The sequence below is a fragment of the Klebsiella terrigena genome (genome assembly GCF_006539725.1).
Taxonomy (GTDB): Bacteria; Pseudomonadota; Gammaproteobacteria; order Enterobacterales; family Enterobacteriaceae; genus Klebsiella; species Klebsiella terrigena.
The window spans coordinates 68,046-81,516 of record NZ_BJNO01000023.1 but is presented as its reverse complement, the minus strand read 5'-3'; the positions used below and the strand labels follow the sequence as shown (position 1 = coordinate 81,516).

The window sequence follows — 13,471 nt, the reverse complement described above, 5'->3', positions numbered from 1 at the left end:
CTTTCCGAAAGCAAAAAGAGAACGTTGCGCAGTGCGCACATTATTTTTTTATCAAGAGGAAACAGCAGACTGGTGCGGCGGCGCGCGGGTGTCGGGATAGAGCCAGGGGAAGTAGTGCCAATGCTTCTGCACCGGGCGGACCGTAAAGATACGCAGCCGACGCAGGATGAAGGTAATAAGCAGCGCCAGCGCCAGCAGCAGGCCCGGCACGTGGGCTAGCAGCACGCAGTAGCCGCAGGCCTCGGCGTGGTCGGCCGGCATAGTATGTGAAGGCGCAGACGTCTGCGCAGCGGAATGGGACATCTCCATGCCGTGCGGCATTTCCATGGCGTGAGGCGTATCCGCCATCATCATCGCGTGGTGCATCCCGGGCATCGCGCCCATCGGATCTTTTTGCAATGAGATAGAGATCAGCGGTGCGACGACGATCAGCAGGATCGAAAACAGCGCCAGCCATGCGGCCCGCCGTTTATATGCTGACTGTCGATAAATATTGCCGGTCACCGCCCCTCCATCGTGAGGGCGATAGTGTAAATGATTTACATCAAGATAGTTAAAACAAAGATAAAAAAAGGGCCAGCCTATCAGGCCAGCCCTTTTTATCAGGATGTCGCGAAAGCGAATCTTAGTTAAGACGCTCTTTGATACGAGCAGACTTACCGGTACGCTCACGCAGGTAGTACAGTTTAGCTTTACGTACAGCACCACGACGTTTAACAGCAATGCTGTCAACTACCGGAGAGTGAGTCTGGAAGACACGCTCAACGCCTTCGCCGTTGGAAATTTTACGAACAGTGAATGCAGAGTGCAGACCGCGGTTACGAATAGCGATAACCACGCCCTCGAATGCCTGCAGACGTTTTTTGGAACCTTCAACAACCCATACTTTCACTTCCACGGAATCACCCGGGCGGAAGGAAGGTACGTCCTGCTTCATCTGTTCTTGTTCAATTTGCTTAATAATGTTGCTCATAATTTAATCTCTTATCCTGGGTAAACTGATATCGGGGGCTTACGCCATCCCATCATGTTTATGCTGCTGTTGTGCGTGTTCAGCTTTGAACTGCGCCAGCAACTTTGCTTGCTCTTCAGTCAGAGCCAGGTTTTCCAAAAGTTCAGGTCTTCTAAGCCAGGTGCGGCCCAGCGACTGTTTCAAACGCCAGCGACGTATCTCAGCATGGTTTCCCGACAGCAACACTGGCGGTACCTCCATCTCTTCTAACACTTCAGGGCGGGTATAGTGTGGGCAGTCCAGCAGACCATCGGCAAAGGAATCTTCCGTTGCCGAAGCTTCATGACCCAGAACCCCCGGAATGAACCGGGAAACGGAATCAATCAGCGTCATTGCTGGTAACTCACCACCGCTGAGTACGTAATCGCCGATTGACCATTCTTCATCAATTTCGGTCTGAATTACGCGCTCGTCTATCCCTTCGTAGCGACCGCACACCAAAATCAGCTTCTGATTCGTTGCCAGTTCGCTGACGCCCGCTTGATCAAGCTTGCGTCCCTGAGGCGACAGATATATCACCTTAGCGCCTTCACCTGCCGCGGCTTTTGCTGTATGGATGGCGTCCCGCAAGGGTTGCACCATCATCAACATCCCCGGTCCGCCGCCGTAAGGACGATCGTCCACGGTACGGTGCCGGTCATGCGCGAAGTCACGAGGACTCCAGCTCTGGATGCTCAGCAGGCCATTTTTTACTGCCCGGCCAGTTACCCCGTAATCGGTAATTGCGCGGAACATTTCAGGAAACAGGCTAATTATGCCAATCCACATAGCGCCGTCTTTTACCGTTTATCCGGAGAATTTAAAAACCAGGATCCCAATCTACTTCGATTGTACGAGTAGCGAGATCGACTTTCTTGATAACCTGCCCATCGAGGAACGGAACCAGCCGCTCCTTGATGCCAAACGCATCTTTCAGGTTTGCCTTGATGACGAGAACGTCATTTGACCCGGTTTCCATCATATCGATGACTTTACCCAGGCCATAGCCTTCAGTGGTGACTACCTGGCAACCCATTAGGTCTTTCCAGTAATAGTCGCCCTCTCCGAGCTTCGGCAGCTGCGAGGAATCCACGATAATTTCGCAATTAGTCAGCAGATTCGCAGTATCGCGATCGTCAATGCCCTTCAGCTTGATGACGATATCCTGATTGTGGTGGCGCCAGCTTTCCAGCTCAACAACCTGCCACTGACCCGCCTTCTGGATTAACCAGGGCTGATAGTCAAAAATGCTTTCGGCGTCTTCGGTGGAGGAAAACACTCTGAGCCAACCACGGATACCGTAGGAAGAACCCATTTTGCCCAATACGATCGGATCAACAGGTGCTTGTGCGGTGTGTTGCTTGCTCATCATGACCACCGTGACAGATTAAGCTGCTTTGTTCGCTGCTTTGATCAGCGTAGCTACGCGATCGGAAACGGTAGCGCCCTGGCCAACCCAGTGAGCGATACGATCCAGATCCAGACGAGTTTCTTCTTCTTTCGCAGAAGCGATCGGGTTGAAGAAACCAACGCGCTCGATGAAGCGACCGTTGCGTGCATTACGGCTGTCGGTGACAACAACCTGGTAGAACGGACGCTTTTTAGCGCCGTGACGAGCTAAACGAATAGTTACCATAACATCCTCTTGTGTGAATAGAACAACCGGGCCCCATCGAGGAACGGGGCCCGGGTGTCATATTAAAAGCCCGAAAATTTTACTGATTTCTGTGCAAAAATCAATTCAAAACTGCAATACGCTAAATAATTCGAGTTGCAGGCAGGCGGCAAGTGAGCAAATCCCCGGGAGCGTACACAAGTACGTGACCGGGGTGAGCGAATGCAACCAACGCATCTGCGGCTTGAATTATGAGGCGTATTAACGACCAGGGAAGCCCGGAGGCATCATGCCCTTCATGCCGCGCATCATCTTCATCATGCCGCCTTTCGACTTCATCTTCTTCATCATGCGCTGCATATCGTCAAACTGCTTGAGCAGACGGTTAACGTCCTGCACCTGCATCCCGCAGCCCGCGGCGATACGGCGCTTGCGCGAACCTTTGATGATCTCAGGCTTGGCGCGCTCTTTCAGCGTCATCGAGTTGATGATAGCTTCCATCCGCACCAGCACTTTATCGTCCATCTGCGACTTAACGTTGTCCGGGATCTGCCCCATGCCCGGCAGCTTGCCCATCAGGCTGGCCATGCCGCCCATGTTCTTCATTTGACGCAGCTGCTCGAGGAAGTCGGTGAGGTCAAAGCCGTCGCCCTTCTTCAGCTTGGAGGCCAGCTTTTCGGCCTGCGCGCGGTCAACCTTGCTCTCGATATCTTCGATCAGCGACAGCACGTCGCCCATGCCGAGGATACGGGAGGCAATACGATCCGGATGGAACGGCTCCAGTGCTTCGGTTTTTTCGCCGACGCCGAGGAATTTAATCGGCTTACCGGTGATATGACGAATCGACAGGGCCGCACCGCCGCGGGCGTCGCCGTCCACTTTAGTCAGCACGACGCCGGTCAGCGGCAGCGCTTCATTAAACGCTTTCGCCGTGTTCGCCGCATCCTGGCCGGTCATCGCATCGACGACAAACAGGGTCTCTACCGGGTTAAGGGCAGCGTGAACCTGCTTGATTTCGTCCATCATCGCTTCGTCAACGTGCAGACGACCGGCGGTATCCACCAGCAGCACGTCGTAAAACTTCAGCTTCGCTTCTTTCAGCGCAGCGTTAACGATGTCGATCGGCTTCTGGCCGACGTCGGACGGGAAAAAATCAACGCTCACCTGCTCGGCCAGCGTTTCCAGCTGTTTAATCGCCGCCGGGCGATAAACGTCCGCGGAGACAACCAGCACCTTCTTCTTGTGCTTCTCACGGAGGAATTTACCCAGCTTCGCGACGCTGGTGGTTTTACCGGCGCCCTGCAGGCCCGCCATCAGCACCACGGCCGGTGGCTGAGCGGCTAAGTCCAGCGCCTGGTTCTCTTCGCCCATTGCCGCAACCAGTTCGTTGCGCACGATCTTGACGAATTCCTGGCCCGGCGTCAGGCTTTTGTTAACTTCATGACCCACCGCGCTCTCTTTTACGCGGCTGATGAAATCACGCACGACGGGCAGCGCGACGTCCGCCTCGAGCAGCGCCATGCGCACTTCGCGCAGGGTTTCTTTAATGTTGTCTTCGGTAAGGCGTCCGCGGCCGCTGATGTTGCGCAGCGAACGCGACAAACGATCGGTTAAATTATCAAACATTGTCTCTCGCCTGAGGTGGAAACTGTCGGTCGCCGCAGCGACACTACAAAAACAAATTTGCCGCAGTATAACACGACATGTACCGGGATGTGATGCAACGGTTGGAGCAGACGTCGCGTAACGCTATACTGCTTCTCTTTCTTATTTAGTCAACAGTCGACGCCCATATGCCTGTTTTTGCTCTACTCGCGCTTGTCGCCTATTCCATCAGCCTGGCGCTGATCGTCCCCGGCCTACTGCAAAAGAACAGCAGCTGGCGGCGGATGGCGATACTTTCAGCAACTATTGCGCTGATTTGTCATGCTTTTGCGCTGGAGTCACGCATTTTCCCCGGCGGCGATAGCGGGCAAAATCTCAGCTTGCTCAACGTCGGCTCGCTGGTCAGCCTGATGATCTGTACGGTGATGACCATCGTCGCGTCGCGCAATCGAGGCTGGCTGCTGCTGCCCATCGTCTACGCTTTTGCGCTGATCAATCTGGCCTTCGCCACCTTCGTACCCAACGAGTACATCACGCACCTCGAAACAACCCCAGGCATGCTGGTGCATATTGGCCTGTCGCTCTTCTCTTACGCAACGCTGATCATTGCCGCCCTGTATGCCCTGCAGCTGGCCTGGATTGACTATCAGCTGAAAAACAAAAAGCTGGCTTTTAGTCACGAAATGCCGCCGCTGATGAGTATTGAGCGTAAAATGTTTCATATCACCCAGGTCGGCGTGGTGCTGCTGACGCTGACGCTGTGCACCGGGCTGTTCTACATGCACAACCTGTTCAGCACGGAAAACATTGATAAAGCCGTGCTGTCGATCGTGGCGTGGTTCGTTTATATCGTCCTGCTATGGGGACATTACCATGAAGGCTGGCGCGGTCGCCGGGTCGTCTGGTTTAACGTCACCGGCGCAGGCCTACTGACGCTGGCTTATTTTGGCAGCCGCGTACTTCAGCAGTTTATTAGCTAAATCCAGACTACGAGCAACTCCACCGGGCAGCATTACAACAGGCCATATGAACGCCGGCAGCGCCGACAAACCGCCGCATATTCTAAGGATGCGAAGGTTACAGTCTCTGCCGGATCGGGCCGGTAATCGTCCGGTGGGACAGGCTTTAAGGAGTCCCTCCTGGAACACATCTCTACCACCACGCTAATCGTGACGTTGATTATCATGGTGATCATCTCAGCCTATTTCTCCGGTTCTGAGACCGGCATGATGACGCTGAACCGCTACCGCCTGCGTCATATGGCGAAACAGGGCAACCGGCAGGCGAAGCGCGTCGAAAAGCTGCTGCGCAAACCCGATCGCTTAATCAGCCTGGTGCTGATCGGCAACAACCTGGTTAATATCCTCGCCTCTGCGCTGGGGACTATCGTAGGTATGCGCCTGTACGGCGATGCCGGCGTCGCGATTGCCACCGGGATTCTGACCTTCGTGGTGCTGGTGTTTGCCGAGGTCCTGCCCAAGACTATCGCCGCGCTGTATCCGGAGAAAGTCGCCTATCCGAGCAGCTTCCTGCTGGCGCCGCTGCAGATACTGATGATGCCGCTGGTGTGGCTGCTGAACACCATCACCCGCCTGCTGATGCGAATGATGGGCATCAAGACCGATATCATTATCAGCGGGGCGCTGAGCAAAGACGAGCTGCGCACCATCGTGAATGAATCGCGCACGCAGATCTCCCGCCGTAATCAGGACATGCTGCTGTCGGTGCTGGACCTCGAGAAGGTCAGCGTGGACGACATTATGGTTCCGCGTAACGAGATTATCGGTATCGATATTAACGATGACTGGAAGTCTATCGTCCGCCAGCTCACCCACTCGCCGCACGGCCGCATTGTGCTCTACCGCGGTTCGCTGGATGACGCCATCAGCATGCTGCGCGTCAGGGAAGCCTACCGCCTGATGACCGAGAAAAAGGAGTTCACCAAAGAGGTGATGCTCCGCGCTGCGGACGAGATTTACTTCGTACCGGAAGGCACGCCGCTGAGCACGCAGCTGGTGAAGTTTCAGCGCAATAAGAAGAAGGTGGGGCTGGTGGTCGATGAGTATGGCGATATCCAGGGTCTGGTGACCGTTGAAGATATTCTGGAAGAGATTGTCGGCGACTTTACGACCTCGATGTCACCCACCCTGGCGGAGGAAGTGACCCCGCTCAACGACGGCTCGGTGATTATTGACGGCAGCGCCAACGTTCGTGAAATCAATAAGGCGTTTAACTGGCACCTGCCGGAAGACGAAGCCAGAACGATTAACGGCATTATTCTCGAAGCGCTGGAAGAGATCCCCGTTCCCGGCACGCGCGTGCGCATCGAGCAGTACGACATCGATATTCTCGACGTTCAGGACAATATGATTAAGCAGGTGAAGGTGATGCCGGTGAAGCCGCTGCGTGAAAGCGCGGCGGAATAATCGGGCATTAACGCAGTGCAGCGGTGAACCTCGGTTCGCCGTTTTTTTTGCCGCAAACCGGCGCTAGCGCAGGGAAATAAAACATAAAAAAACGGCCACCCGCAGGCGGCCGTTTTACAGCGAATTACTTCGCCTTCGCCACGGTCACCATCGCTGCGCGAATAGTACGACCGTTCAGGGTGTAGCCTTTTTGCATCACGCCCAGCACGTTGCCTGCCGCCACGTCTTCAGACTCAACCATCGCGATGGCCTGGTGGACGTTAGGATCCAGAGGCACGTTGGTCTCGGCAATCACTTCCACGCCGAATTTATGCACAACGTCCAGCATCGACTTCAGCGTCAGCTCAATGCCTTCAACCATAGAAGCCATGTCCGGATTAGCTTTATCGGCCACTTCCAGCGCGCGGTCCAGGCTATCGATCACCGGCAGCAGTTCGTTAACGAACTTCTCCAGGGCGAATTTATGCGCCTTTTCCACGTCAAGCTCAGTGCGACGACGCAGGTTTTCCATTTCCGCTTTTACGCGCAGTACACCTTCGCGTTCACGAGTCTGGGCTTCAACCAACTGCGCTTCCAGATTCGCAATTTTTTCATCGCGCGGATCCACCTGGTCAGCAGAAACCTCAGGCTCAACCGCCTCAACGTTGTCGTGCTGTTCCGTGATAATTTCTTCCGGGGCTTGCCCGTCAGGCGTTTTCTGTTCTTTACTACTCATGAATTTCTCCGCGTTTTTTTTCGCATTCATCTCGCTAACTTCGCTTATTATGGGGATCAGTTTCCGGGTTTCAAGGGAAGCAGTCAGATTGTCATCATTCATTTAACGCAAGGACATCCAGAACATGAAGAACCATTTCAAGTGTATAGGCATTGTGGGGCACCCTCGTCACCCAACCGCGCTGACCACACATGAAATGCTCTGGCGCTGGCTATGCAGCAAAGGCTATGAAGTTCTGGTTGAACAACAGATCGCCCATGAGCTACAGCTTAGCAACGTCAAAACGGGAACGCTGGCGGAAATTGGCCAACAGGCGGATCTGGCGGTCGTCGTTGGCGGTGATGGCAACATGCTCGGCGCCGCGCGCACCCTGGCGCGGTATGATATTCAGGTTATCGGCATTAACCGCGGCAATCTTGGTTTTCTGACCGACCTCGACCCGGATAACGCGCTGCAGCAGCTTGCCGACGTGCTTGAAGGCCACTATATCGCCGAAAAACGCTTTCTGCTTGAGGCCCAGGTCTGCCAGCAGGATTGCCAGAAGCGCATTAGCACGGCAATTAATGAAGTGGTTCTGCATCCGGGCAAGGTCGCGCATATGATTGAGTTCGAGGTCTATATCGACGAGGTCTTTGCCTTCTCCCAGCGCTCCGACGGCCTGATTATCTCCACCCCGACTGGCTCCACCGCCTATTCGCTCTCCGCCGGTGGCCCCATTCTGACGCCTTCGCTCGATGCCATCACCCTGGTGCCGATGTTCCCGCATACGCTCTCGGCCCGCCCGCTGGTTATTAACGGCGACAGCACCATTCGCCTGCGCTTCTCCCAGCGCTGCAGCGACCTTGAGATCAGCTGCGACAGCCAGATAGCCCTGCCGATTCAGGACGGCGAAGATGTCTTAATCCACCGCTGCGACTATCACCTGAATCTTATCCACCCGAAAGATTACAGCTATTTCAACACATTGAGCACCAAGCTCGGCTGGTCGAAAAAATTATTCTGATTTTATAAGCTGCCTCTTTACTGGATAAAAAACCAGTCTATACTGTACGAAAACACAGTAATGGTTTTTCATACAGGAAGGCAGCTATGTTGGCGCAACTTACCATCAGTAATTTTGCTATCGTTCGTGAACTGGAGATCGATTTCCACAGCGGCATGACCGCCATCACCGGGGAAACCGGTGCGGGGAAATCGATAGCCATCGATGCGCTTGGCCTGTGCCTTGGCGGCAGAGCGGAAGCAGACATGGTGCGAAGAGGCGCCAGCCGCGCAGACCTGTGCGCGCGCTTCGCGCTAAAAGATACGCCCGCGGCGCAGCGCTGGCTGGAAGAGAACCAGCTGGAGAGCGGACGTGAGTGTTTACTTCGCCGCGTCATCAGCACCGACGGCCGCTCGCGAGGCTTCATTAACGGTACCGCCGTTCCTCTCTCACAGCTTCGCGAGCTCGGCCAGCTGCTTATCCAGATCCACGGCCAGCACGCGCACCAGCTGTTAACCAGGCCAGAACATCAAAAAACGCTGCTCGATGGTTATACCGGTGAGTATGCGCTTACTCAGCTCATGGCCGGGCATTATCGCCAGTGGCACCAGAGCTGCCGCGAGCTGGCGCAGCATCAGCAGCAGAGCCAGGAACGCGCCGCCCGCGCCGACCTGCTGCAGTATCAGCTAAAAGAGCTGAACGAGTTCTGCCCTCAGCAGGGTGAATTCGAACAAATCGACGAAGAGTACAAACGCCTTGCCAACAGCGGCCAGCTGCTAAGCACCTGCCAGCATGCGCTGACGGTGATGGCGGACGGCGAAGAGGCGAACCTGCAGAGCCAGCTCTACGCCGCTAAGCAGCTGGTGGGCGAGCTGGTCGGCATGGACAGCAAGCTCTCGAGCGTGCTGGATATGCTGGAAGAAGCCTCAATTCAGCTTAGCGAGGCAACCGACGAGCTGCGCCATTACAACGACCGCCTGGATCTCGACCCGAACCGCCTGTTCGAACTGGAGCAGCGCATCTCGCGGCAGATATCCCTCGCGCGCAAGCATCAAATTACGCCGGAAGAGCTGCCTGCGTTCTATCAGGCGCTGTTAGAAGAGCAGCGCCTGCTGGACGACAGCGCGGGCTCGCTGGAGTCGCTCAGCCAGACGGTGGTTGAACATCACCAGCTGGCGCTGGAAACGGCCCGCCAGCTGCACGCCGCGCGTCAGCGCAGCGCCGATGAGCTGACCCGGCTGATCACTGAAAGTATGCACTCACTTTCTATGCCTCACGGGGTCTTTGCTATCGATATCGCCTTTGATGAGCGTCATCTGACCGCAGAAGGCGCGGATCGCATCGAGTTTCGCGTGACGACCAACCCCGGCCAGCCGCTGCAGCCTATTGCTAAAGTGGCCTCCGGCGGCGAGCTATCCCGTATTGCGCTGGCGATTCAGGTCATTACCGCGCGGAAGATGGAAACGCCGGCGCTGATTTTCGATGAGGTCGATGTCGGCATCAGCGGCCCAACGGCCGCCGTGGTCGGCAAGCTGCTGCGCCAGCTGGGAGAATCGACTCAGGTCATGTGCGTCACTCACCTGCCGCAGGTGGCTGGCTGCGGTCACCATCACTTTATCGTCTGCAAAGAGACCGACGGTGAGATGACAGAAACCCACATGCATCCGCTGGATAAACGCGCGCGTCTGCAGGAGCTGGCTCGCCTGCTGGGCGGGAGCGAAGTCACGCGCAACACGCTGGCGAACGCGAAAGAGTTGCTCGCGGCGTAAACTTTTTGATTTCCGCAGAGTCATAGTGAACAGCAAATTGCCGCAAGACCTGCAGTCGAAGGTTTCCAACTGGGCAAAGGTCTATTATTATCGGCATATTACAGATGAGCCACGTACTGCTCGGGCCCGAAAAGGAATCAAATCACTATGCGCTGTAAAACGCTGACTGCTGCCGCAGCGGTTCTTCTTATGTTGACCGCAGGCTGTTCCACTCTGGAACGAGTGGTTTACCGTCCTGACATCAACCAGGGTAACTATCTGGCACCTAACGATGTAGCAAAAATTCGTGTCGGCATGACGCAACAGCAGGTTGCTTATGCTCTGGGTACCCCAATGATGTCGGATCCGTTTGGCACTAACACCTGGTTCTACGTTTTCCGTCAGCAGCCTGGGCATGAAAAAATTACCCAGCAGACCCTCACTCTGACCTTTAACAGCAGTGGTGTGTTAACCAACATTGATAACAAACCGGCTCTGACCAAAGACTGATGCGCAGACCGCGGCGGTAGTCATACCGCTCTGGAAACGCAAAAAGCGCTCATTGAGCGCTTTTTTTATGCCAACCGACACTACTTCTCGTCGTTCTTTTTTTCTGCCCGCTGGCGCCGCAGCTCTTTCGGGTCGGCAATCAGCGGCCGGTAAATCTCCACCCGGTCGCCATCATGAACCTCATCGTGCAGCTTAGCCGGGCGGCTATAAATCCCCACCTTGTTTTTCGCAAGGTCGATATCGTCGCGTAGCGCCAGAAGCCCGCTGGCAATAATCGCCTGCTCGACGGTCGCCCCCTCCTCCAGCTTTACGCTTTGCAGATACTGTTTTTCCGGCAAGGCATAGGCGACTTCAACGACGATTTTAGCCGACACGATAAACCTCTTTGGCACGGGTGGTAAACGCCTGCACCATGTTAAGCGCCAGCTCTTTAAAGATGCGGCCAAACGCCATTTCAATCAGCTTGTTGGTGAACTCAAAATCGAGGTGAAATTCGATTTTGCACGCCTCCGGGCTCAGCGGAATAAACCGCCAGCCGCCAATAAGCGATTTAAACGGGCCATCGACCAGACTCATCAGGATGCTCTGGTTGCTGGTTAGCGTATTTCGCGTTGTGAAAGTCTTGCTGATCCCTGCCTTGGACACATCAACCGCCGCCATCATTTGCGTCGGCCCGGACTCCAGCACGCGGCTACCGGTGCAGCCTGGCAAAAAATCAGGGTAGGACTTCACATCGTTTACGAGTTGATACATCTGCTCCACGCTGAACGGCACCAGCGCGGTACGGCTAATCTGAGGCATAGCAAGTTCCACATTTAAACACGGCGCAAATAATATCATTTATCTGCTGCTAAAAAAAACGCTGTGCCACAACTCATGCTAAGATAACGCGTTACACCTCGCAGGATGGATTGAGGTAACTATGTATAAGATAAGCGATGACTTCAGGACACTATGACTAAGAAAAAATCACACAAACCTGGATCAGCCACCATTGCGCTGAATAAACGCGCCCGTCATGAATACTTTATCGAAGATGAATACGAGGCGGGTCTTGCCCTGCAAGGGTGGGAAGTTAAATCTCTGCGCGCCGGCAAAGCCAACATCGGCGATAGCTACGTGATCCTGAAGGACGGCGAAGCCTATCTGTTTGGTGCCAACTTTACGCCAATGGCCGTGGCTTCAACCCACTACGTCTGTGACCCGACGCGCACCCGTAAGCTGCTGCTGAATCAGCGCGAGCTTGATGCGCTGTACGGCCGTATTAACCGGGAAGGTTATACCGTCGTTGCCCTGTCGCTGTACTGGAAAAACGCCTGGTGCAAAGTCAAAATCGGCGTGGCGAAAGGTAAGAAACAGCACGACAAGCGTACCGATCTGAAAGACCGCGAATGGGCGGTAGATAAAGCGCGCATTATGAAACACGCCGGACGCTAATCTCCTCCTCCAAGGGCCAGCTAAGCTGGCCCTTGTGCTATATCGTTGTTGATGCTGCTTTTTTGCCCAACCAGGCGCCATAAACCACCGAACGGGGGCTGGTAAGCCTGTTCATAAATCTGTTATACTTGTTCTAACACATTGGGGCTGATTCTGGATTCGACGGGATTCGCGAAACCCAAGGTGCATGCCGAGGGGCGGTTGGCCTCGTAAAAAGCCGCAAAAAAATAGTCGCAAACGACGAAAACTACGCTTTAGCAGCTTAATAACCTGCTCTGAGCCCTCTCTCCCTAGCTTCCGCTCTTAAGACGGGGATCAAAGAGAGGTCAAATCCAAAAGAGATCGCGTGAATACCTTGCCTGGGGTTGAAGCGTTAAAACTAATCAGGCTAGTTTGGTAGTGGCGTGTCTGTCCGCAGGTGCCAGGCGAATGTAAAGACTGACTAAGCATGTAGTGCCGAGGATGTAGGAATTTCGGACGCGGGTTCAACTCCCGCCAGCTCCACCAAAATTCTTTGTTGACGGTCACCAGAGCCTGATACGAAGTCCTGAAAGCCCGCAAGGCGCAAGCCCTGCGGGCTTTTTTGTGCCTGCAGTTTTCCCCCGAAGCCTGAATTCAGCTTACGAACCTCACGCCTTCCAGCCCCACTCCCAACGCCTGCCCCGCCCGGCAACAGAACCCCGCCCCGCTCACCGCTCCTTTAAGCGAACGCTTTATCGCCAATAGCGACCCGCGGCATCATCACGCATCCCCTTCCCGACCAACCCCGGCGCCCTTTCAGCCAACGTCCCACCACCCGCTAAAGGCCCACCGTGAAAATGGACTTAACGTGCCCTCCCCGACGGGGATTCCTTCTAAAAAGTCGCCTTATTTGTTATATTGTGCTTATTGATCACTCACCTCTGCGGTGCCAAAAAGAATAATATTCACCGCGACCCAGGAAGATGAAATGCTAGATTACCGCTTCCCGACAGCTTTGCAGATGGTTCTCAGCGTAGCGATGGCGGAGCAGTTGGGTGAACGTTCGACCAGCGCGATCCTCGCCTATGGCCTGGAAGCCAATCCGAGCTTTATCCGTAAACTGATGGTTCCCCTCACGCGCGACGGCATTATCGTCTCGACGCTGGGGCGCAACGGATCCATCCACCTTGGCCGCCCGGCTGATAAAATTACCCTGCGCGATATCTACGTCTCCGTTATCGAAGACAAAAAGCTGTGGGCTTCGCGCCCTGACGTCCCGGCCCGCTGCGTGGTCAGCGCCAACGCCTGCTGGTACTTCAAATCCATCGCCGACGAAGCCGAGCAGGCATCGCTGAACGTGCTGGCCCGCCATACCGTGGCAAGCGCGCTGGAAAAGGTCAAAAAAGGCGATATCAGCGGCTGCCTGTCGCTGTTCGAAGCAGACGATCTCGCCAAAAAAGCGCACTAAACCCGTCGCTCCG

At 55.0% G+C, this 13,471-nt stretch carries 16 protein-coding genes and 1 other RNA gene; 8 read left to right on the top strand and 9 right to left on the bottom strand.

Translation table 11 applies throughout. From position 1 onward, the window contains the following. Positions 1–51: 51 nt before the first annotated feature. The 6 genes from RTE01_RS21415 to ffh all read right to left on the bottom strand — a co-directional run bounded on the left by RTE01_RS21415 (position 52) and on the right by ffh (position 4,232). Positions 52–504, bottom strand: a complete 453-nt coding sequence (locus RTE01_RS21415; protein WP_113771161.1) for a DUF2946 domain-containing protein — start codon at positions 502–504, stop codon at positions 52–54. Between the two features lie 121 nt (positions 505–625). Beyond that, positions 626–973, bottom strand: a complete 348-nt coding sequence (gene rplS, locus RTE01_RS21410) for a 50S ribosomal protein L19 (RefSeq protein WP_041146788.1) — start codon at positions 971–973, stop codon at positions 626–628. 39 nt (positions 974–1,012) lie between these two features. After that, positions 1,013–1,780, bottom strand: a complete 768-nt coding sequence (trmD, locus tag RTE01_RS21405) for a tRNA (guanosine(37)-N1)-methyltransferase TrmD (protein WP_041146789.1) — start codon at positions 1,778–1,780, stop codon at positions 1,013–1,015. Between the two features lie 31 nt (positions 1,781–1,811). After that, complete coding sequence (gene rimM / locus RTE01_RS21400) at positions 1,812–2,360, bottom strand: ribosome maturation factor RimM (protein ID WP_041146790.1); 549 nt, start codon at positions 2,358–2,360, stop codon at positions 1,812–1,814. An 18-nt stretch (positions 2,361–2,378) separates the two neighbouring features. Then, positions 2,379–2,627, bottom strand: coding sequence for a 30S ribosomal protein S16 (rpsP, locus tag RTE01_RS21395; protein WP_041146791.1), 249 nt, complete (start codon positions 2,625–2,627; stop codon positions 2,379–2,381). A gap of 240 nt (positions 2,628–2,867) precedes the next feature. Next, entirely contained in the window at positions 2,868–4,232 is a 1,365-nt protein-coding gene (gene ffh / locus RTE01_RS21390) for a signal recognition particle protein (RefSeq protein WP_041146792.1), read from the bottom strand. A gap of 167 nt (positions 4,233–4,399) precedes the next feature. Between ffh and RTE01_RS21385 the strand changes: the two genes are divergently transcribed. Beyond that, positions 4,400–5,191: a cytochrome C assembly family protein gene (locus RTE01_RS21385; RefSeq protein WP_041146793.1), complete on the top strand. Its 792-nt coding sequence runs from the start codon at positions 4,400–4,402 to the stop codon at positions 5,189–5,191. 159 nt (positions 5,192–5,350) lie between these two features. Next, positions 5,351–6,637 (top strand): HlyC/CorC family transporter, encoded by a 1,287-nt coding sequence (locus tag RTE01_RS21380; RefSeq protein WP_041146794.1) that lies wholly within the window; start codon positions 5,351–5,353, stop codon positions 6,635–6,637. 124 nt (positions 6,638–6,761) lie between these two features. Here the strand turns inward: RTE01_RS21380 and grpE are convergent, their stop codons facing one another. Next, positions 6,762–7,352, bottom strand: a complete 591-nt coding sequence (gene grpE, locus RTE01_RS21375) for a nucleotide exchange factor GrpE (RefSeq protein WP_076948147.1) — start codon at positions 7,350–7,352, stop codon at positions 6,762–6,764. Positions 7,353–7,476: 124 nt separating this feature from the next. On the opposite strand from grpE, the gene nadK reads away from it, so the two are divergent. From nadK to bamE, 3 genes are all read left to right on the top strand, one after another. Beyond that, a complete protein-coding gene (nadK, locus tag RTE01_RS21370; RefSeq protein ID WP_041146796.1) occupies positions 7,477–8,355 on the top strand; it encodes an NAD(+) kinase in 879 nt (292 codons plus the stop codon). Between the two features lie 86 nt (positions 8,356–8,441). After that, complete coding sequence (recN, locus tag RTE01_RS21365; protein ID WP_134527321.1) at positions 8,442–10,103, top strand: DNA repair protein RecN; 1,662 nt, start codon at positions 8,442–8,444, stop codon at positions 10,101–10,103. 147 nt (positions 10,104–10,250) lie between these two features. Further along, positions 10,251–10,592 carry an outer membrane protein assembly factor BamE gene (gene bamE / locus RTE01_RS21360; protein ID WP_041146798.1) on the top strand — a complete coding sequence of 114 codons (342 nt, stop codon included), beginning with the start codon at positions 10,251–10,253 and terminating at the stop codon, positions 10,590–10,592. A gap of 80 nt (positions 10,593–10,672) precedes the next feature. Here the strand turns inward: bamE and RTE01_RS21355 are convergent, their stop codons facing one another. Both RTE01_RS21355 and RTE01_RS21350 read right to left on the bottom strand, forming a co-directional pair. Continuing rightward, positions 10,673–10,966, bottom strand: coding sequence for an RnfH family protein (locus RTE01_RS21355; protein ID WP_115192092.1), 294 nt, complete (start codon positions 10,964–10,966; stop codon positions 10,673–10,675). Then, positions 10,956–11,393 (bottom strand): type II toxin-antitoxin system RatA family toxin, encoded by a 438-nt coding sequence (locus RTE01_RS21350; RefSeq protein ID WP_041146800.1) that lies wholly within the window; start codon positions 11,391–11,393, stop codon positions 10,956–10,958. The genes RTE01_RS21355 and RTE01_RS21350 overlap by 11 nt, the downstream gene beginning before the upstream one ends. 153 nt (positions 11,394–11,546) lie before the next feature. On the opposite strand from RTE01_RS21350, the gene smpB reads away from it, so the two are divergent. The 3 genes from smpB (at position 11,547) to RTE01_RS21335 (ending at position 13,458) form a co-directional block, all read left to right on the top strand. After that, positions 11,547–12,029 carry an SsrA-binding protein SmpB gene (gene smpB, locus RTE01_RS21345; RefSeq protein ID WP_041146801.1) on the top strand — a complete coding sequence of 161 codons (483 nt, stop codon included), beginning with the start codon at positions 11,547–11,549 and terminating at the stop codon, positions 12,027–12,029. A 143-nt stretch (positions 12,030–12,172) separates the two neighbouring features. Then, positions 12,173–12,536, top strand: a transfer-messenger RNA (tmRNA) gene (gene ssrA / locus RTE01_RS21340). Between the two features lie 442 nt (positions 12,537–12,978). Beyond that, positions 12,979–13,458, top strand: coding sequence for an RrF2 family transcriptional regulator (locus tag RTE01_RS21335; protein WP_041146807.1), 480 nt, complete (start codon positions 12,979–12,981; stop codon positions 13,456–13,458). Positions 13,459–13,471: the final 13 nt, after the last annotated feature.

Excerpts from the sequence above, each read along its gene's own strand:
- smpB (WP_041146801.1), top strand. The coding sequence starts at position 11,547 with ATGACTAAGAAAAAATCACACAAACCTGGATCAGCCACCATTGCGCTG.
- RTE01_RS21335 (WP_041146807.1), top strand. The coding sequence starts at position 12,979 with ATGCTAGATTACCGCTTCCCGACAGCTTTGCAGATGGTTCTCAGCGTA.
- bamE (WP_041146798.1), top strand. The coding sequence starts at position 10,251 with ATGCGCTGTAAAACGCTGACTGCTGCCGCAGCGGTTCTTCTTATGTTG.
- rplS (WP_041146788.1), bottom strand. The coding sequence starts at position 973 with ATGAGCAACATTATTAAGCAAATTGAACAAGAACAGATGAAGCAGGAC.
- ffh (WP_041146792.1), bottom strand. The coding sequence starts at position 4,232 with ATGTTTGATAATTTAACCGATCGTTTGTCGCGTTCGCTGCGCAACATC.
- rimM (WP_041146790.1), bottom strand. The coding sequence starts at position 2,360 with ATGAGCAAGCAACACACCGCACAAGCACCTGTTGATCCGATCGTATTG.
- RTE01_RS21350 (WP_041146800.1), bottom strand. The coding sequence starts at position 11,393 with ATGCCTCAGATTAGCCGTACCGCGCTGGTGCCGTTCAGCGTGGAGCAG.
- rpsP (WP_041146791.1), bottom strand. The coding sequence starts at position 2,627 with ATGGTAACTATTCGTTTAGCTCGTCACGGCGCTAAAAAGCGTCCGTTC.
- RTE01_RS21385 (WP_041146793.1), top strand. The coding sequence starts at position 4,400 with ATGCCTGTTTTTGCTCTACTCGCGCTTGTCGCCTATTCCATCAGCCTG.
- trmD (WP_041146789.1), bottom strand. The coding sequence starts at position 1,780 with ATGTGGATTGGCATAATTAGCCTGTTTCCTGAAATGTTCCGCGCAATT.
- nadK (WP_041146796.1), top strand. The coding sequence starts at position 7,477 with ATGAAGAACCATTTCAAGTGTATAGGCATTGTGGGGCACCCTCGTCAC.
- grpE (WP_076948147.1), bottom strand. The coding sequence starts at position 7,352 with ATGAGTAGTAAAGAACAGAAAACGCCTGACGGGCAAGCCCCGGAAGAA.
- recN (WP_134527321.1), top strand. The coding sequence starts at position 8,442 with ATGTTGGCGCAACTTACCATCAGTAATTTTGCTATCGTTCGTGAACTG.